The sequence below is a fragment of the Rhodococcus sp. MH15 genome (assembly GCF_019266045.1).
GTDB lineage: Bacteria > Actinomycetota > Actinomycetes > Mycobacteriales > Mycobacteriaceae > Rhodococcus_F > Rhodococcus_F qingshengii.
The window spans coordinates 129,850-148,419 of the sequence record NZ_LPNP01000068.1 but is presented as its reverse complement, the minus strand read 5'-3'; the positions used below and the strand labels follow the sequence as shown (position 1 = coordinate 148,419).

The window sequence follows — 18,570 nt, the reverse complement described above, 5'->3', positions numbered from 1 at the left end:
ACTTACCATGGAGTCATGTCTGTACTGACCGAGTCCGACGTTCGCTCCGCGCTCGCGCGAGTTCTGGACCCAGAGATCCGCAAACCCATCACCGAACTGGGGATGGTCAAGGGGATCTCCCTCTCCAGTGACAACAGCGTCGACATCGGCATCTATCTCACGACCGCCGGCTGCCCGATGCGCACCGAGATCACCGAACGCGTCACCAAGGCCGTCGCCGACGTCGCCGGGGTCGGTGCGATTCGCGTCGAACTCGACGTCATGGACGACGCTCAGCGAACCGAGCTCCGCAAGTCGCTTCGCGGCGATTCCGCCGAGCCCGTCATCCCGTTCGCCCAGCCAGGTTCACTCACCCGCGTCTACGCCGTGGCCTCCGGCAAGGGTGGCGTCGGAAAGTCCAGCGTGACAGTCAATCTCGCGGCAGCAATGGCCGCGCGCGGACTGTCCGTGGGTGTACTCGACGCGGATATCTACGGCCACTCGATCCCCCGCATGCTCGGCACCGACGCCAAGCCCACTCAGGTCGAGCGCATGATCATGCCGCCCGTCGCCCACGACGTGAAGATGATCTCCATCGCGCAGTTCACCCAGGGCAACACACCTGTCGTCTGGCGCGGACCGATGCTGCACCGCGCGCTCCAGCAGTTCCTCGCCGACGTCTTCTGGGGCGATCTGGACGTGCTGCTGCTCGATCTGCCGCCCGGCACCGGTGACATCGCCATCTCGGTGGCTCAGCTCATCCCGAGCGCCGAGATCCTGGTCGTCACCACACCGCAGCAGGCTGCTGCAGAGGTCGCCGAGCGCGCGGGCGCGATCGCCCTGCAGACCCGCCAGCGCGTCGCCGGCGTCGTCGAGAACATGTCCTGGCTCGAACTTCCCGACGGCACCCGTATGGACGTCTTCGGCGAAGGCGGCGGGCAGACCGTCTCCGATCGCCTCACGAAGGCCGTCGGCGCCAAGGTTCCGCTTCTCGGACAGATCCCGCTGGATCCGTCCGTCCGCGAGGCAGGCGACGCCGGGACGCCGATCGTCCTCAGCGCTCCCGATTCACCCGCAGCCATCGCACTCAAGGACATCGCCGACAAGTTGGCCGTCCGTCAGCGCGGGCTGGCCGGAATGTCGCTTGGTATCAACACGGTTCGCAACCTGTAGAACCCCCTCATACGGAAGGGCGCCTGTCACCGATCGGTGACAGGCGCCCTTGCGTATGTCGACTCTAGGTGGCGTCGAAGTCCACAGGAGGACGTTCGCCGGCGGTGAGTGGCTTGTCCTTCGACAGCGTCTTCGGCTCCTGCACTCCGCTCTGCGGCTTCTTGTCGAAGTTGCCCGTGAAGATGGAGTCGTCGCCGTCGAGGAGGTGCTGGGTGATCACAGCGCGCGGCGTCATTCCGCGCAGCTTGTTCAGATCTGCGAGCGGTTTACGCAGATCCTCGAAATCGGTGCCCAGTTCTTCCTTGAGCTGATTGGAAGCGCCCGAAGCATATTCGCGCACCTGCCTCAGGGATTTCGTGACCCAGGAGACCGCACCAGGAAGCCGCTCAGGTCCCAAGATGACCAGAGCCGCTACGAGGAGGATCATGAACTCGCCCCAACCGATGTTGCCAAACACAGGGTCAGCCTACTGTGTGCTCGCTCGGTGCGCGCATGTCCGGATCAACCTCACAGGAAGATCGCAGGGTCCGATCAGTCCGACACCGGCGTGACCGAAATGTCGACCTGCCGTCCGTCGCGGATCAACTGAACGTTGACAGGCTGATCGACGGTCGTCGCGTTGACCGCAACCACCAATTCGTCGGCGCTTGTCACCGGTCGGTCACCGACCTTGACGATGACGTCACCTTCGACGATCCCCGCACGTTGAGCGGGGCTGCCGTCGCGCACGTTGGCCACCGCAGCACCACTGGTCGCGTCATTGACCGCGGTGCGGGCATTCACGCCGATGTCGGGGTGATGAACCTTGCCGTCACGGATGATGGTCTGAGCCACCTCGGTGACCGTGTCGATCGGAATCGCGAAGCCGAGCCCGACCGAACCACCGGACTCACTGAGCATTGCGGTGTTGATGCCGATGACGCGGGCTTCATCGTCGACGAGCGCACCACCGGAGTTGCCGTGATTGATCGCCGCGTCGGTCTGGACGGCGTCGATGACGGCGTTGGTGTCAGTGCCTTCACCCGACAACCGCAGAGGCCGGTTCAGTGCACTGACGATCCCGCGGGTGACGGTCTTGCTCAATCCGAGCGGTGAGCCGACGGCGACGACGTCGTCGCCCACCTGAACATCCTCGGATTTTCCGAGCTGAGCGACCGTCAGATTGTTCGCCGACACCTTGAGCACTGCGAGGTCTGTCTTGACATCACGTCCGACGATCTGGGCGTCGGTCTTGGTTCCGTCGGAGAAGATCACCTGGATCTTCGCGTCCTGAGCGGGCGGAACAGCCGAGGAGATCACGTGGTTGTTGGTGACGATGTATCCGGCGCCGTCGATGACCACACCGGAACCCGTGCTGCCCTGGTCGCCGACGGCGACCTGAATCGACACCACGGATGGCAGTACGGCGTCGGCGACTTTCGCCACCTGAGACTCCGGCTGTTCCCCACCGCCGGATTGAACGAGCGTGACACGTGAGCTGGTGAGTGAACTGCGATCGGCAGTGATGACAGTGGCAAGCAATCCACCGACGAGAGCGATGACAAGCGCAATGCCCGCAAGCGCGGCCAGTGCCGAGGGGGCGACCTTGCGACCGAACAACAGCTCACGCACGTCGAGTTTCTGGGCGGGAGGCAACTGCACCGGCGCCTCGGACTCTGCGGGCTTGCCCAGCGAGACGGCGGATTCAGGATCACGCCACGGATCACTCGGCGTTTCTTCGTCGGGTGTGTTGTTCGCCGTCGCCTCGGGATCGCGACCGATCGACTCGGTGGCGTCTGCCGGTCGACCGAACGCTTCGGCCAGAACCGGGTCCGGATTCCCGATCACGACGTCGGAAGACGGGGTCGATCGCGTGGCAATCGGAGTGAACGAGCCCTCGACTCCACTCGGCCGACCGAACACCTGGCGCGAGGCCGGATCGATCTGGGGTCGATAGACCGGACGGGGGTCGAGAACCGGCGCATCTGCCGGTCTGTCCACCGAACCGTTTGCCGAAGAATCCGAACTCACTCCGGAGTGCCCCCTTTTTCCGTCAGTCACATGGTCCAGTATCACTGATCCGCGCCGGGAAGCTGGCGCGCGGCGTCATTTGCGCCAGCGACGGGACAACCTCTTGCTGATGGTGGAGAAGCCGGCGGGTTGATTACCGACGGAACTGTCGGCGTTTTCCGAATTCGGCCCGGTAGTCGGACTGTTGCACGAAGGAATCTGGCTGAGAAGTCCCACCAGGGACAACGGCATCGTCATCTCGCCGCTTCGACGCAGCGCACCACGTGCCTGCTGCTGAGCATCGACGGCCGCAGCGCACTCGGCGCAGATCGAGATGTGATGCGAGGCCCGCAAGTAGGCCTGCATTCGGAGTTCTCCGTCGACGTAGGCAGCGATTGCCTCGCTGGCCAGATGTTCGGTCGAACCGAACTGGCGATGTGCCCGCGCCTCCGTCATTCGTCCCTCCAGGTGATTGACCACGTCCCGCTCTGTAGCTCGAACCCGACCGTCAGAAACCGACGAGTTCGGATTCGGCTGCGCGCTGCGCTGCCAGATGATCACGAATCGCCTGTCGCCCACGATGGATACGGCTACGAACCGTTCCGAGCTTCACTCCCAGTGTGGCACCGATTTCCTCGTACGACAGACCTTCGATGTCACAGAGCACGACAGCGGCACGAAATTCAGGTGCGAGTGAGTCCAGTGCGGCCTGCAGACCTGCGTCGAGGCGCGCGTCGTGGTAGATCTGCTCGGGGTCGGGACCGGGCGAGGGAACGCGGTCGTAGTCCTCGGGCAGCGCTTCCATACGGATGCGATTGCGTCGGCGAACCATGTCGAGGAACAGGTTTGTGGTGATGCGGTGCAACCAGCCCTCAAAAGTTCCGGGCTGATAATCGGAGAGCGAGCGGAACACCCGGATGAAGGTGTCCTGCGTCAAGTCCTCGGCGTCCTGGGCATCGCCTGACAACCGGTAGGCCAGGCGGTACACCCGGTCACCGTGCTGACGCACGAGTTCGTCCCAAGACGGCATGGAGGACTTCTCACCAGTTGCATCGAACACAGCAGTGCCGATCAATTCGGAATCCACAGCCGATTCCGTCGTCAAAACTTCCGACTCTCGAGGGCGAGGCTCGTCGTTGACCTGGTAAATAAGTTGATCCTCCTGCTCGGGATCGCGTAGTTCGATCACCGCGTTGTCCGAATCACGTGATGCGCGATATTCGGGAGAACCAGCCGTTGCTGTGATTTGTTCCCGATCACCGAGCTGCGAAAGATCAACTTGGTAGAAATCGATACCGCCGTGCGATCTTCGATCCGGCGATGTATACACCTTTTCTCATCGCGGTGTGCACGCCATATGAGGAGCCTGAGGGATTCCTGAGAATCCTGGTGACTGCGCGCCTTGCAGCGACAATCCGAACCGCCCGATAACCTCATGAGCGTGACCCACGCCGAACAGATACTCCGCCACGTCGAGGACGTAGTTTCCGAGGACGAGATTTTGACCGCGGCGCGAGATCGAGCGCTGGATCTCGGAGCCCATCCGGTGACGCCCGCCGTCGGTGCGACGCTCGCGATGTTCGCGAGGATGCTCGACGCGAAGACGGCCGTCGAGGTGGGTACCGGAGCCGGCGTGAGCAGCCTGTGGCTTCTGCACGGAATGCGCGACGACGGCGTCCTGACCACGATCGACAGCGAACCCGAACATCAGCGGGCCGCCAAGCTGACCTTCCGCGAAAGCGGAATCGCTCCGGCACGCACTCGCCTGATCAACGGACGGGCTCTCGACGTGCTTCCCCGGCTCGCGGACGGCGGCTACGACCTGGTGTTCGTCGACTGCGCCGCGATCGACCACCCGCACTACGTCCGCGAAGGTGTCCGCCTGCTGCGCTCCGGCGGTGTCATCGTTCTGCACAACGCCCTGGCCGACGGCCGCGTTGCCGACAGCTCCGCACGCGACGCGACAACGGTTGCGGTCCGAGAAGCGGCAAAGGCCGTGACCGAGGACGAGCGACTCATTCGAGTCCTCCTCCCCCTCGGTGACGGCCTCCTCTGCGCGAGCAAGCTCTAGATCCAGACGCCCTTACCGATGGCGACGACGCCACCCTGACTGACGGCAAATCGTTCGCGGTCACGTTCGAGATCGACGCCGATGATTTCGCCGTCACCGACGACGATGTTCTTGTCGAGGATCGCTCGCCGTACGACGGCACCCTTGCCGATGCGCACACCCGGCATCAGCACGCTGCCCTCGACGGTCGCACCGTCCTCGATCATCACGTTGGAACTGAGTACCGAATTGCGCACGGTCGCCGCGGACAGGATCGACCCAGCACCGACCACCGATTCCTGCGCGAGTCCGCCCTTCACGAACTTTGCGGGCGCGAGATTCTCGGTGGCGCCGCGGATGGGCCAGCGACGGTTGTAGAGATTGAAGATCGGGTGCACCGACACCAGGTCCATGTGAGCGTCGTAGAAGGCGTCGAGGGTACCGACGTCACGCCAGTAGCCGCGGTCTCGATCAGTGGCACCGGGAACGACGTTGTCCTTGAAGTCGTAGACCGACGCCTCACCCGCGGCGACCAAGGCGGGAATGATGTCTCCGCCCATGTCGTGATCGGAATCGGAATTCTCTGAATCAGCGCGGATGGCGTCCACGAGTACCTTGGTGGTGAACACATAGTTACCCATGGACGCGAACGTCGAATTGGGGTCGTCCGGTGTCCCGGGAGGATGGGCGGGCTTTTCCAGGAACTGGGTGATGCGTCCGGACTCGTCACTGTCGATGCAGCCGAAAGCAAAAGCCTCACTTCGCGGTACACGAATACCCGCGACCGTCACGCCTGCCCCGGATTCGATGTGGTGCTGAACCATCTGTTCCGGATCCATCCGGTACACGTGGTCGGCACCGAAAACCACGATGTACTCGGGGTCCTCGTCGTAAACGAGATTGAGCGACTGCAGGATTGCATCGGCACTGCCGGTGTACCAGCGCGGCCCGAGCCGCTGCTGGGCCGGGACCGGGGTGATGTACTCACCCGCGAACCCGGACAATCGCCACGTCTGCGAAATGTGGCGGTCGAGTGAATGTGACTTGTATTGCGTCAACACACAAATACGCAGATATCCCGCGTTGACAAGGTTGCTCAACACGAAGTCGATAAGTCGATATGCACCTCCGAAGGGCACTGCGGGCTTCGCTCTGTCCGCGGTCAGCGGATACAAGCGTTTGCCCTCGCCCCCGGCGAGCACGATTCCAAGCACATGCGGCTGGCTTCTCACACCGCTAACCTATCCGCACTGGTGAACTCCCGCTAGCGAAGCAGTCCGAGAGGTCCGATCGTGTCCCCCTCCGAACGGTCGGGGATAACGTGATCGGTAGCCGGATCGACCACGGGCGGTTAGGTTTAGCGCGTGCGAGTCGCGATGATGACCAAGGAATACCCGCCGGAGATCTACGGCGGCGCAGGAGTACACGTAACCGAGCTCGTCGCTCAGATGAAACGGCTGTGCGAGGTCGACGTGCACTGCATGGGCGCCCCGCGCGAAGGCGCGATCGTCCACTCTCCCGACCCCGCTCTCGCCGGATCCAACCCGGCCCTGACGACGCTCTCCACCGAACTGCGCATGGCGGACGCCGCGGCCGGTGTCGACATCGTCCACTCCCACACCTGGTACACCGGACTGGCCGGGCATCTCGCGTCGGCTCTCTACGACGTGCCGCACATCCTCACCGCGCACTCACTCGAGCCCAGACGCCCGTGGAAGGCCGAACAGCTAGGCGGCGGCTATCGGATCTCGTCGTGGTCCGAACGCAACGCCGTCGAGCACGCAGACGCGATCATCGCCGTCAGTTCCGGTATGCGACTCGACGTCCTCGACGCGTACCCCGCTGTCGATCCGAGTCGCGTTCACGTAGTCCGCAACGGAATCGACACCGAGGTATGGCATCCCGGGGGATCTGCGCCGGGAGCACAGTCCGCACTCGCGTCGATCGGCGTCGACCCGGCAAAACCCATCGTGGCCTTTGTCGGACGCATCACGAGGCAGAAGGGCGTCGGGCACCTCGTCGCGGCAGCCCACCACTTCGACCCGGAGATTCAGCTCGTGCTGTGCGCCGGCGCTCCCGATACGCCGGAGATCGCCGCCGAGACGGAGAAGGCGGTGGCCGAACTCGCCCGGCACCGGGGCAATGTCTACTGGGTGCGCGAGATGCTCCCGACCGAGCAGATCAGGGAAATACTTTCGGCAGCAACGGTATTCGTCTGCCCTTCGGTGTACGAACCCCTCGGGATCGTCAATCTCGAAGCCATGGCGTGTGAGACCGCCGTGGTCGCTTCCGACGTCGGCGGCATCCCCGAGGTGGTCGCCGACGGCGTCACCGGTCGACTCGTGCACTACAACGCCTACGAGCCGACCGCATTCGAGGAATCGCTCGCGGCCACCGTCAATGCCGTTGTCGCCGACCGAGAAGGCGCCGACGCGATGGGTCGTGCGGGCAGGATCCGTGCGATCGACGAGTTCTCCTGGGCCGAAATCGCCAAGCAGACGCTCGAGGTCTACGCGGACGCCGTCACGAGACGCTGATCCGCGTCAGATCTTGCGATAGGTCGAGACCGTCGCCGACGCGGTGACGGTGCTCGGCTGCGGCAGCTTCGCCACGGCGGCAGCCAGATCGGCGGGCGTCAGGTGTCTCGCCGACGGTCCCATCCCCACCAAGTCGAGGACGTCCTGGTGTGAGAGTGACATCGTGAACTCGACCTCGTCGCTACTCACACGCTCGAAGTATCCGGCCATCGACGATTCGAGACGTTCCACTTTGCGGTCGTCGACCCGGACCATCGCGAGAATGTCGATCAGCTCGCGCAGATGCCTGTCGGTGGGCGTCAGGACCACCAGAACGCCGTCTTCGGCGAGAACTCGATGGGACTGCGGACCGTTACGAGGAGCGAACACACAGAGCACGTGAGAGAGCGCTCCGTCGCGAATGGGCAGTGGTTGCCAGACGTCTGCGACGATCGAACCGATTCTTTCGTGGACCTTCGCGGCACGCCGGGCCGCGAACTTGGACACGTCCAAGGCTATCGCCCGAGAATCAGGCAGCGAATCCACGACGTGTGCGAGGTATTGTCCTGTGCCTGCGCCGATTTCGACGATCCGCGCGGGATCCGACCTCGCCGTCGTCGCGCAGGCTCGGGTGACGGCATCCATCAGCGGGCCGAAGTGGCCGGCGCCGAGCAATCGTGCACGCGCGGCAATCATCTCGGCACTGTCGCCGGTGAACTTCGTGGCACCGCCACTGATCAGGCTCACGTAACCCTGGCGAGCGATATCGAATCGATGTCCGCGGTCGCACTCGGCGGCGCCGTCCACCAATTCCAGATCAGCAGCACACTGCGGGCAGGACAGAAGATCGATCACGGCGGCAAGCATTGATCCGTCCTTTCGGCTACCGGCGGTGCGCACACACTTCAGGCCCCGTACCGAAACGGATACGGAGCCTGCGTGCAATCACGTGCTGTTGTTTGTACTGCTACAACCTGGACCCGACTAGCTGGTGACGTTCGTGAGTTCCACACCGAGCGCTGCAGCTTCATCCGGGGTCAGCTCGACGACGAGGCGTCCGCCACCCTCGAGTGGAACCCGCATGACGATTCCTCGTCCCTCTTTGGTTGCTTCGAGGGGACCGTCCCCGGTCCGGGGCTTCATGGCCGCCATCCTCTGCTCCCTCCAGATCTGCGCTGCATTGCTCTGCGCCTCGACTAACGGTGCGCCCCGCCAACAATCAGCGAGGCTCGTACCCTCCATTGTTCCCTATGGATGCGGGAACCGGGAATCTGAGTCACATTTAGGGGTGTTCAGTCGACCGTCACACCTGCACCGGAACCCAGCAATCAGCCACGTGATCATCGACCATTCCGGTAGCCTGCATGAGCGCATAAGCCGTGGTAGGACCCACAAACTTGAACCCGCGCCGCTTGAGTTCCTTAGCCATGGCAGTCGACTCGGGAGTGACCGCGGGAACCTCTGCAATTGATGTCAGTCTTCTGGTGCGTCGAGGCGGCGAGAACGACCAGAGTAACGAATCGAGGTCCAGATCGGGCGAATTCACGAGCACTCGGGCGTTGGAAATCGTCGCCTCGATCTTCGCGCGATTGCGGACGATCGCGGCATCGGAGAGCAATCTCTCGACATCCGCAACTCCGTACGCTGCGACCTTGTCCGGATCGAACCCGTCGAAGGCTTCGCGGAACGCCTCGCGTTTGCGCAGAATCGTGATCCACGAAAGTCCCGATTGGAATGCTTCGAGGGCGAGTCGTTCGAACAGTTCGTCGCGCCCGTGCAGCGGACGCCCCCACTCCTCGTCGTGATAGTCGCGGTAGAGCGTGTCGCCGGGCGTCTCGACCACCCAGCCGCACCGAACGAGTCCGTCGGCCATCAGCCCTGGGAATCCTTCGATTCGGATACGGTCTCAGGCTCCTCCTGCGATGCTTCGGCCTTGGCCGGAGCATCCGCTTTCACCAGGACCTCAGACCGCTCGTCACGGCCCAGTTGTGCACGCAGAGAATCGATTTCCAACCCGAGGCGATGCAGGGCCCAATCCACTTCACTCGCCTTGTAGCCACGCAGCACCTGCTGAAAACGCAGCGCGTCGACATCCGCCCCGGTGACGTCCTCTGCCGGGAGTACGGTCGCCGTCGTGCCAGGAGGCAGCGGCGGCAGCTCTTCCGAGCGCCCGAACACAGCGCTGGCGGCGAGGAAGATCATCGCGCCGACCAGTGCCATGACAATCAGGTACAGGAGGATCGTCATCATGGACCGATACTCCCATACCCGAGTGTGAGCGGTCAGACCCCCGCGGTGCGCACTATCGAATTCATCGGGGGTCGATCGAGTAGCGAAACCTCGGTGGTCTCGGGCACGAAAGAATCGCCGTCGACCAGGAATTGGGTCAACCCGGCACCCGAATCCTCGATCCCGCACCGCCGGAGCATCGTTCCGATGATCTGCCGGCTCATCACACCGAGGTCGGCGAGCGGCCGGTTGCGATGCTTGCGCACACCGAGATTGACCTGACCGATCGCCGCCAGCCCCAACGTGTCGTACGTGTCGAGCAGAAGGCCGATCTCGACGCCGTAGCCGGGCGCGAACGGGACAGCGGACAGCAGCTCACGGGTGCCCGCGTATTCACCGCCAAGCGGTTGCAGTACCGACGTGAGTTCCGGCCGCAGCGCGGCCAACATGGGCCGCGCAACCAATTCCGTGACTCGCCCGCCGCCGTTGGCATCCTCCGTGCCGCTCACGCGCAGCGGACGGCGGTAGTAGCCCTTCACCAGATGGATGCCGTCAACCGTGAGCAGCGGCCCCAGCAGTTTGGGCACGAACGCCGGATCGGGATTGATGAGATCGGAGTCGACGAATGCGATCAGATCGCCGGTCGTTGCGGCGACCGAACGCCACAGCACCTCACCCTTGCCCGCGGTCGGCGGGATGGACGGGACTGCGCTCTCACGACTGATCACCGTCGCCCCCGCCGCGCGAGCACGCTCGGCGGTACGGTCGGTCGAACCGGAATCGAGAACGATCAACTCGTCGACCAAACCACCGAGCAACGGATGAATGGTGTCGACCACCGCAGCAACGGTGTCCTCTTCGTTGAGCGCGGGCAACACCACCGAGACGGTTCGGCCGCCCTTCGCCCGTTCAAGTTCTGCGACCGTCCAACTCGGATGGTCCCAACTGTTGGCTTCTGCCCATACGCGGGTCGGGCCCGCACCGGTGATGCTCATGCCAGACCTCGAACCGTACGTACCGGGGCACGGCGTCCCTGGATCGCGGCCACCATGTCGACGACTCGACGGGTGGACGCCACCTCGTGAACACGGAACACCCGGGCGCCGCCCGCCGCGGCCATTGCTGTCGCTGCCAATGTTCCCTCCAACCTCTCAGAAAGCTCCACACCAAGAGTCTCCCCGATGAAGTCCTTATTACTCAGCGCCATCAGCACTGGCCACCCGGTGTTTACAAGAACGTCCACTTTCCGCAACAACTCGAGCCCGTGAAAGGTGTTCTTACCGAAATCGTGGGTGGGATCGATCAGGATCGCGTCACGCGGAACCCCGAGTGCCAGGGCGCGCTCTGCCGCCGACACGACCTCGGTGACCACATCTGCGACGACGTCGTCGTAGCGGACACGATGCGGGCGGGTGCGCGGAACCGCGCCACCCGTGTGCGAGCAGACGATCCCGGCACCAGTCTCGGCAGCAACCAGGACGAGGTCGGGATCCGCACCCGCCCACGTGTCGTTGATCAGGTCGGCGCCTTCGGCGCGTGCCAACCGCGCGACGCCGCTCCGCCAGGTGTCGACGCTGATGATCAGCTCGGGGTACTTGGCTCTGATCGCGGCGACGAACGGAACGACTCGCCTGACCTCTTCGTCGGCGTCGACGAGGTCACCGGGCCCAGCTTTCACTCCCCCGATGTCCACCAGATCGGCGCCCTCGTCGACGGCCCTGTCGACGGCAGCCATCGCTGCCGAATCCGAGAACGTCGCGCCCTGGTCGTAGAAGGAATCGGGAGTGCGGTTGACGATGGCCATCACCAGTGCACGGTCGACCGCGACCGGACGCCCACACAGGGTGGGCGCCGGACCTGGCTGCGCGGTAGAACCGGGGAGTGAAGACATGCCACTCATACTGGCATGACGGAACTCGGTCTAGCCCTTGGGTACCGAGCCCGCCGCGACCTTTCCGACGTATTCGTCGTACGAGTCCACGTAACCACCCTCGCGGCCTTCGAGAACGTGCAGAGTGTCGGCGCCGACGTCGTAACCCTCGTTGCGCAATTCCACCTTGCGCGACTTGAAAGTGCTGGTGTGTTCGAGTGAGTCGACGATGCGGATGAACAGCGGGACCGCGTAGTTGGGGAGCTTGCCGTAGAGGTGTGCCGCGACTTCACTTCCCTCCAAGCTCTGACCGTCCCGCAGCTTGACCGCCGCCATGCCCGCGCGACCGTCGGTGCCCGGAATCTCTACGCCGTAGACAACTGCTTCCTCGACGGCCGGGTGCGAACTCAGCGCGCCCTCGACCTCCGTGGTGGCGACGTTCTCTCCCTTCCAACGGAAGGTGTCGCCGAGACGGTCGACGAAGGCGACGTGGCCCCATCCCTGCTTGCGCACCAGGTCTCCGGTGTCGAACCAGGTGTCGTCGTCCTTGAATCCGCCGCGTACCAGTTTGCTGTTGCTCGCCGCTTCGTCGGTGTAACCGTCGAAAGGCGCCCGGTCGGTGACCTTCGACAGCAGGAGTCCGACCTGACCCGTGGAAACCTTGCGGAGTCGACCGTCGGCTCCACGCAACGCTTTTCCGGTGTCCTCGTCGAACTCCACGACGGCGTGCGGCAACGGGCAGATGCCTGCTGTCTTGTCGACGTTGAGTGCGTTGACGAACGCGATGTTGCATTCGCTCGCACCGTAGAACTCGGCGACGCGGGGTATGCCGAACCGCTGGGTGAATTCGGCCCAGATCTCAGGGCGCAGACCGTTACCCACCATCAGCCGAACAGCATTGTCGCTGTCGGTCGGCTTGACCGGCTGGTTGAGCAGATAGCGGCACAGTTCGCCGATGTAGGTGAACGCGGTCGCCTTGTTGAGTGCGATGTCGTCCCAGAACCGCGAGGCCGAGAACTGACGTCCGATCGCGATTGTCGCACCGGACGCGAGCACCGAGGACAGCGAGACCGTCAACGCGTTGTTGTGGTAGAGCGGCAGGCAGCAGTACAGGGTGTCCGAGCCGCGCAAGCGCACGCCCATCAACCCGAGCCCCGACATCGACTTCAACCAACGGAAGTGAGTCATCAAGCTGGCCTTGGGCATTCCGGTTGTGCCCGAGGTGAAGATGTAGAACGCCTTCTCCTTTGCCAGCACCTCGGCGGTGACCGCGGGGTTGGACGGATCAGCCGTCTTCGCCAGATCCGCGAGTTCGCTGACGAGAAGTTGGTTCGGTCCGCTAAATCCGGCGGGCAACGATTCGAGGGCTTCTTCGCACTCGTCGGCGACCACCAGGACCCGCGCATCGAGGAGAGTAAGGCTGTGTGCCAGAACGTCGTCGCGCTGGTTGTAGTTCAGCATGCCCGCTGCCGCGCCGAGTTTTACCGCGGCCAAGGCGATCAGCAGCGCTTCGGGAGTGTTCTTTGCCAGCACTCCGACGACGTCTCCGCGGTCGACTCCTCGGCCGCGGAGAACGTCCGCGTAGCGGTTCACCAGTTCGTTGGCTTCCGCGTAACTGGTCGCGTGGCCCTCGAACCGGATGAACGGGCGCGACGGGTGCGCGTGCGCGGCCTTCTGGAAGATCAACCCGATCGATTCCTTGGCCGAAGGCTTACGGGTGAGCCCGGCGGCCCCCCGCGCCAGGATCGGCACCTCGGTGATCATCGACGGCAGTTTTGCCGCCAGATCGAGCAGGCCGACGGTCGAACGGGCTTCCGAACTCATGGCTCCCCTAACACGTATCCGGCGCCCATTCGGCCGCCCAGTCTGCGGCCACCTTACTGCACGGTAATAAAGCCCGCCATGCCCCAGGTCAGGGTTTCACGCACGCGTCTGATCAGGATTTGACGCACGCGTCGAGCGCGGCCTCGACGTCCGTCCTCACCAGCAGAGTGTCCAGCGCCTGACGCCCGACGAAGCCGGTCCCGTCGAGCTTGTTCAACCACTCGAGCAGGCCGGTGAAGTGGCCGACGGGATCGAGCATCACGACAGGTTTCTCGTGCATTCCCAGGTAGCCGGCTGTCCACGTCTCGAACAACTCTTCCAGCGTCCCGATTCCGCCGGGCAGCGTGATGAACGCGTCGGCGTGGTCTTCCATCAGCTTCTTGCGTTCGCGCATGGTGTCCGTGACGATCAGTTCGTCGGCGTCGACGTCGGCAACTTCCTTGTGCACCAAGGCTTTCGGGATGACGCCGACGGTCCAGGCACCCGCCGCGCGAGCGGACTCGGCGACAGCGCCCATCATCGACACGTTGCCACCGCCCGAGACCAACTGCCATCCGCGTCGACCGATCGCGGTTCCCACCTCGGCAGCCAATGCCAGGAACGATTCGTCCACCGGACCCGACGCGCAGTAGACGCAGATCGAGTACTTCTTGTCGGAATCGGTCACCATTCTTCTTCTTTCCCCAGATCTGCGGCCTCGTCGACGCCCTTGTCGGCGTTGAGGACGATTCGTACTGCTTCTTCCACGCTGTCGGTGACGTGCAGCAAGTTCACGTCACCTTCGGAAATCTTGCCGTCACGCTCGAGGGTGCCGCGGATCCAATCGACGAGTCCGGACCAGTACTCGGTACCGAACAGGACGATCGGGAAGCGCGTGACCTTGTGGGTCTGCACCAGGGTCAGTGCCTCGAACAGCTCGTCGAGTGTTCCGAAGCCACCCGGCAGGCAGATGAATGCCTGGGAGTACTTCACGAACATCGTCTTGCGTGCGAAGAAGTACCGGAAGTTGATTCCGAGATCCACCCACTCGTTGAGTCCCTGCTCGAACGGCAACTCGATGCCGAGGCCGATCGAGTACCCGCCGGCCTCACTGCAACCGCGGTTGGCAGCTTCCATCACTCCTGGCCCACCACCGGTGATGACGGCGTACCCGGCCTCGGCCAACGCCGTTCCCAGCTCGCGCCCGGATTGGTACTCGGGATGATCGACCGTGGTGCGGGCCGAACCGAACACCGTCACCGCACGCGGGACCTCGGCGAGTGCGCCGAAACCTTCGATGAATTCGCTCTGGATACGCAGCACACGCCACGGATCGGTGTGTACCCAATCCGTGGGTCCGCGCTTGTCGAGCAAGCGCTGATCCGTCGTGGTCTTCTCGTCCTTGCGCTTGCGTCGAAGCTGAACCGGCCCGCGGTGCTTGATCGACGAGCTCTGCTTCTTCGAAGCCGAATTCTTCTCTGGTGCCATGCGGCAAGGCTAACGGTCAGGCCGACAGATACTTCCTCAGCACGGCCGCGACGTCGGTGATCTGCTGCACCGGAACGTGCTCGTCGCGCTTGTGCGCGAGGTTCGGATCACCCGGTCCGTAGTTCACGGCAGGAATGCCGAGTGCCGAGAACCTGGATACGTCGGTCCACCCGTACTTCGCACGGAACTGACCACCGGCCGCCTCGATCAGGGCGGCAGCGGACGGGTTCGCCAAGCCGGGCAGCGCGCCGGGCGAGGAGTCGGTGACCTCGAATCCGAGGCCCAGACCGTCGAACACTTCGCGCACGTGTGCCTCGGCTTGTACCTCACTGCGATCGGGCGCGAATCGGAAGTTGACGTCCATCTCGGCTTCGTCCGGGACGACGTTTCCGGCGACACCGCCGGAGATCCGCACCGCCGACAAGCCCTCGCGGTAGCCGCAACCGTCGATGTCGACCGAGCGCGGCTGGTAACTCGACAACCGCTCCAACGCACCGCCGAACTTGTGAATGGCATTGTCCCCCAGCCAGGACCTGGCCGAATGGGCGCGAGTTCCCGAAGCCGTCAACCGCACCCGCATCGTGCCCTGACACCCGGCCTCGATGAAACCGGCCGTCGGCTCACCGAGAATTGCGACGTCCGCCGCGAGCCATTGCGGGATCTCGCGTTCGATCCGTCCCAGGCCGTTGTACGTTGCGGCGATCTCTTCGCAGTCGTAGAAGACGAGGGTCAGATCGTGGGCCAGGTTCTCGATGGTGGCCGCAAGGTGCAGGAAGACCGCGTCGCCCGACTTCATGTCCACGGTCCCGCAGCCGTGCAGGATGTCGCCGTCACGCCGCGAAGGAACGTTGTCCGCGATCGGCACCGTATCCAGATGTCCGGCGAGCATGACCCGACTGGGCAAACCACGCGACGTACGCGCCAACACGGCATTGCCGTTGCGGATGATCTCGAAGCCCGAAGTCTGCTCACGCAGCGCATCCTCGACAGCCTGCGCGATGACGGATTCGTCGTGCGAGACGCTGGGGATGTCGACCAGGGCGGCCGTCAAGTCGATGGGGTCCGAAGCAAGATCGAGGATGCTCACACGCACCAGCCTAGGCCGGTGCACCCACCACCCAGTAATCTCTAGTCCCGTGAGCGCACAGGGAGCAACAGCAGTAGGTATCGCCAACGTGACCGCGGACGGAACCGTCCTCGACACCTGGTTCCCGGCACCGGAGCTGGGAACATTCGACAAGACCGGTACCGAGAACGTCGAGGGAACAGATATTCCTTCCGATCTTGCACTGCTGGCAGGCACTGATGACGCTCGCGAGGTATCGCAGGTCGTCGTGCGCACCACCATCGCCGATCTCTCCAAGGCGCCGGTCGACGCACATGACGTCTACCTGCGCCTCCATCTCCTCTCGCACCGTCTCGTCGCACCCCACGGTGTCAACCTCGACGGCCAGTTCGGCCTGCTCAGCAACGTCGTGTGGACCAACTTCGGCCCGTGCGCCGTCGAAGGTTTCGAGCAGGTTCGCTCGCGTCTGCGCATCCGCGGCGTCGTGACCGTGTTCAGCGTCGACAAGTTCCCCCGCATGGTCGACTACGTCGTGCCGTCCGGAGTTCGCATCGGTGACGCGGACCGTGTCCGACTCGGTGCACACCTCGCCAGCGGAACGACCGTCATGCACGAGGGCTTCGTCAACTTCAACGCCGGCACCCTCGGCAACTCGATGGTCGAAGGCCGCATCTCCGCGGGCGTCGTCGTCGACGACGGATCCGATGTGGGCGGCGGCGCCTCGATCATGGGCACCCTCTCCGGTGGAGGCAAGGAAACGATCTCCCTCGGCAAGCGCTGCCTCCTCGGTGCAAACGCCGGCCTCGGCATTTCGCTCGGCGACGACTGCGTCCTCGAAGCGGGCCTCTACGTCACCGCCGGCACCAAGGTCACCGGCCCGGACGGAACCGTCGTCAAGGCCAAGGAACTGAGCGGCAAGTCGAACCTTCTCTTCCGTCGTAACTCGGTCTCGGGTGCCGTCGAGGTCGTGCCGTGGAAGGGCACCGGCGTCGAACTGAACGCTGCTTTGCACGCCAACGACTGATGAGTAGCACCGACGTCTCCGACGGAACAACCACTGCTCTCGGCCACGGTCTCAAGGTCCGCCATCTGACGATGATGGGCTTGGGCTCGGCCATCGGCGCCGGCCTGTTCCTCGGAACCGGCGTCGGTATCGCCAAGGCCGGGCCGGCCGTCCTGATCTCCTACATCCTTGCGGGCGCCGTCGTGGTGTTCGTGATGCGCATGCTCGGCGAGATGGGCGCCGCGATCCCGGCCAGCGGTTCCTTCTCTCACTACGCGCGCCTGGGGATCGGCGAGTGGGCCGGCTTCGTGATGGGCTGGCTCTACTGGTTCATGCTGATCATGGTGCTGGGCGCCGAGATCACCGGGGCTTCGGCGATCGTGAACGACTGGGTGCCGTCGATCCCGCAATGGGTTGTCGCCCTGGTTTTCGTGGTGTTCTTCGCCGTGGTGAACCTGGCGAAAGTCAGCAACTTCGGTGAGTTCGAGTTCTGGTTCGCCGCAATCAAAGTCACCGTCATCATCGGCTTCCTGATCATCGGTGTCCTGCTGGTGTTCGGCATCCTCCCCGATACCGACCCGGTCGGTACGAGCAATCTGTTCGGGCAGGGCGGCTTCATGCCCAATGGATTGTCCGGCATAGCCGCAGGACTTCTCGTCGTGGCATTCGCCTTCGGTGGGATCGAGATCGTCACCATCGCCGCAGCCGAATCCGAGAATCCGGAACGCTCCATCGCCGTCGCTGTCCGGAGCGTCGTGTGGCGCATCAGCGTCTTCTACATCGGCGCCATCTCGATCATGGTTCTGGTGCTGCCCTGGAACGACCCCGAACTCGAGAGCGGCCCGTTTGTGGCCGTCCTGAACAAGGCGAACATTCCAGGCGTTGCCGGGTTCATGGAACTCGTCGTAGTGGTGGCGTTGCTTTCCGCCTTCAACGCCAACATCTACGGCACCTCTCGCATGGCGTTCTCACTTTCGCGCCGCGGCGACGGACCCGCCTTCATGGCGAAACTGTCGTGCACCGGAGTTCCGACCAATGCCGTTCTGCTGTCGGTGTTCTTCGGCTTCGTCAGCGTCCTGCTCAACTGGCTGCTCCCCGACGACCTGCTCGGCATCCTGCTCAACGCAGTCGGCGCTGCGCTGCTGGTCATCTGGATCTTCATCGTCGTCTCGCATCTGCGACTGCGAAAACAACTCGAAGCGTCGGGCAAGCTGACGGTTCGGATGTGGCTGTTCCCGTATCTGAGCTACGCGACACTCGCGATGCTTGGCGTCTTCGTCGTCCTCATGCTCTTCGACGCCGATGCCCGTGCACAGTTGATCTCGACCACCGTGTTGTTCCTCGTGATCGCGGCATTGGGTTTCCTGAACGCCCGTTGGCGTAAGCAGAATCAGCCCGTCTGAT

At 63.7% G+C, this 18,570-nt stretch carries 20 protein-coding genes; 5 read left to right on the top strand and 15 right to left on the bottom strand.

The window, feature by feature from the left end; all coding sequences use genetic code 11:
• The first annotated feature begins 15 nt into the window (after window positions 1-15).
• Window positions 16-1,152, top strand: coding sequence for an Mrp/NBP35 family ATP-binding protein (locus ATN37_RS17875; protein WP_003945178.1), 1,137 nt, complete (start codon window positions 16-18; stop codon window positions 1,150-1,152).
• A 64-nt stretch (window positions 1,153-1,216) separates the two neighbouring features.
• Here ATN37_RS17875 and tatB read toward each other — a convergent pair whose 3' ends face one another.
• The 4 genes from tatB to sigE form a co-directional block, all read right to left on the bottom strand.
• Window positions 1,217-1,609 carry a Sec-independent protein translocase protein TatB gene (tatB, locus tag ATN37_RS17870; protein ID WP_003945177.1) on the bottom strand — a complete coding sequence of 131 codons (393 nt, stop codon included), beginning with the start codon at window positions 1,607-1,609 and terminating at the stop codon, window positions 1,217-1,219.
• A 74-nt stretch (window positions 1,610-1,683) separates the two neighbouring features.
• Window positions 1,684-3,162 carry a S1C family serine protease gene (locus ATN37_RS17865; protein WP_218695463.1) on the bottom strand — a complete coding sequence of 493 codons (1,479 nt, stop codon included), beginning with the start codon at window positions 3,160-3,162 and terminating at the stop codon, window positions 1,684-1,686.
• Between the two features lie 75 nt (window positions 3,163-3,237).
• A complete protein-coding gene (locus ATN37_RS17860; RefSeq protein WP_003945180.1) occupies window positions 3,238-3,597 on the bottom strand; it encodes a hypothetical protein in 360 nt (119 codons plus the stop codon).
• Between the two features lie 52 nt (window positions 3,598-3,649).
• Complete coding sequence (sigE, locus tag ATN37_RS17855) at window positions 3,650-4,246, bottom strand: RNA polymerase sigma factor SigE (protein ID WP_029255812.1); 597 nt, start codon at window positions 4,244-4,246, stop codon at window positions 3,650-3,652.
• A 330-nt stretch (window positions 4,247-4,576) separates the two neighbouring features.
• On the opposite strand from sigE, the gene ATN37_RS17850 reads away from it, so the two are divergent.
• Window positions 4,577-5,212 carry an O-methyltransferase gene (locus ATN37_RS17850; RefSeq protein WP_007736091.1) on the top strand — a complete coding sequence of 212 codons (636 nt, stop codon included), beginning with the start codon at window positions 4,577-4,579 and terminating at the stop codon, window positions 5,210-5,212.
• On the opposite strand, the gene glgC is transcribed toward ATN37_RS17850, so the two are convergent.
• Window positions 5,209-6,423: a glucose-1-phosphate adenylyltransferase gene (glgC, locus tag ATN37_RS17845; protein ID WP_082893321.1), complete on the bottom strand. Its 1,215-nt coding sequence runs from the start codon at window positions 6,421-6,423 to the stop codon at window positions 5,209-5,211. The two genes, ATN37_RS17850 and glgC, sit on opposite strands and share 4 nt — an antisense overlap.
• 132 nt (window positions 6,424-6,555) lie before the next feature.
• On the opposite strand from glgC, the gene glgA reads away from it, so the two are divergent.
• On the top strand, window positions 6,556-7,728 hold the full coding sequence (glgA, locus tag ATN37_RS17840; protein ID WP_064075552.1) for a glycogen synthase: 1,173 nt from the start codon (window positions 6,556-6,558) through the stop codon (window positions 7,726-7,728).
• Window positions 7,729-7,734: 6 nt separating this feature from the next.
• On the opposite strand, the gene ATN37_RS17835 is transcribed toward glgA, so the two are convergent.
• From ATN37_RS17835 to dapE, 10 genes are all read right to left on the bottom strand, one after another.
• Entirely contained in the window at window positions 7,735-8,574 is an 840-nt protein-coding gene (locus tag ATN37_RS17835) for a putative RNA methyltransferase (RefSeq protein ID WP_054832111.1), read from the bottom strand.
• A 117-nt stretch (window positions 8,575-8,691) separates the two neighbouring features.
• Window positions 8,692-8,859: a DUF3117 domain-containing protein gene (locus ATN37_RS17830; protein ID WP_003945169.1), complete on the bottom strand. Its 168-nt coding sequence runs from the start codon at window positions 8,857-8,859 to the stop codon at window positions 8,692-8,694.
• A gap of 151 nt (window positions 8,860-9,010) precedes the next feature.
• Window positions 9,011-9,580 carry a DNA-3-methyladenine glycosylase I gene (locus tag ATN37_RS17825; RefSeq protein WP_030536943.1) on the bottom strand — a complete coding sequence of 190 codons (570 nt, stop codon included), beginning with the start codon at window positions 9,578-9,580 and terminating at the stop codon, window positions 9,011-9,013.
• Complete coding sequence (locus ATN37_RS17820) at window positions 9,580-9,957, bottom strand: DivIVA domain-containing protein (RefSeq protein WP_003945181.1); 378 nt, start codon at window positions 9,955-9,957, stop codon at window positions 9,580-9,582. The genes ATN37_RS17825 and ATN37_RS17820 overlap by 1 nt, the downstream gene beginning before the upstream one ends.
• A gap of 32 nt (window positions 9,958-9,989) precedes the next feature.
• Window positions 9,990-10,931: a glucosyl-3-phosphoglycerate synthase gene (locus tag ATN37_RS17815; RefSeq protein WP_019749363.1), complete on the bottom strand. Its 942-nt coding sequence runs from the start codon at window positions 10,929-10,931 to the stop codon at window positions 9,990-9,992.
• Window positions 10,928-11,827, bottom strand: a complete 900-nt coding sequence (gene folP, locus ATN37_RS17810) for a dihydropteroate synthase (protein ID WP_030536944.1) — start codon at window positions 11,825-11,827, stop codon at window positions 10,928-10,930. The genes ATN37_RS17815 and folP overlap by 4 nt, the downstream gene beginning before the upstream one ends.
• A gap of 30 nt (window positions 11,828-11,857) precedes the next feature.
• Window positions 11,858-13,630, bottom strand: a complete 1,773-nt coding sequence (locus ATN37_RS17805; RefSeq protein ID WP_003945170.1) for a long-chain-acyl-CoA synthetase — start codon at window positions 13,628-13,630, stop codon at window positions 11,858-11,860.
• A 112-nt stretch (window positions 13,631-13,742) separates the two neighbouring features.
• A complete protein-coding gene (locus ATN37_RS17800; RefSeq protein WP_003945191.1) occupies window positions 13,743-14,300 on the bottom strand; it encodes a TIGR00730 family Rossman fold protein in 558 nt (185 codons plus the stop codon).
• Window positions 14,294-15,097 (bottom strand): TIGR00730 family Rossman fold protein, encoded by an 804-nt coding sequence (locus tag ATN37_RS17795; RefSeq protein ID WP_003945176.1) that lies wholly within the window; start codon window positions 15,095-15,097, stop codon window positions 14,294-14,296. The genes ATN37_RS17800 and ATN37_RS17795 overlap by 7 nt, the downstream gene beginning before the upstream one ends.
• Window positions 15,098-15,113: 16 nt before the next feature.
• Window positions 15,114-16,184: a succinyl-diaminopimelate desuccinylase gene (gene dapE, locus ATN37_RS17790; protein WP_030536946.1), complete on the bottom strand. Its 1,071-nt coding sequence runs from the start codon at window positions 16,182-16,184 to the stop codon at window positions 15,114-15,116.
• Between the two features lie 49 nt (window positions 16,185-16,233).
• Between dapE and dapD the strand changes: the two genes are divergently transcribed.
• Together dapD and ATN37_RS17780 are read left to right on the top strand one after the other, a co-directional pair.
• Window positions 16,234-17,187 (top strand): 2,3,4,5-tetrahydropyridine-2,6-dicarboxylate N-succinyltransferase, encoded by a 954-nt coding sequence (dapD, locus tag ATN37_RS17785; RefSeq protein ID WP_019749368.1) that lies wholly within the window; start codon window positions 16,234-16,236, stop codon window positions 17,185-17,187.
• On the top strand, window positions 17,187-18,569 hold the full coding sequence (locus ATN37_RS17780; RefSeq protein WP_218695462.1) for an amino acid permease: 1,383 nt from the start codon (window positions 17,187-17,189) through the stop codon (window positions 18,567-18,569). The genes dapD and ATN37_RS17780 overlap by 1 nt, the downstream gene beginning before the upstream one ends.
• Window position 18,570: the final 1 nt, after the last annotated feature.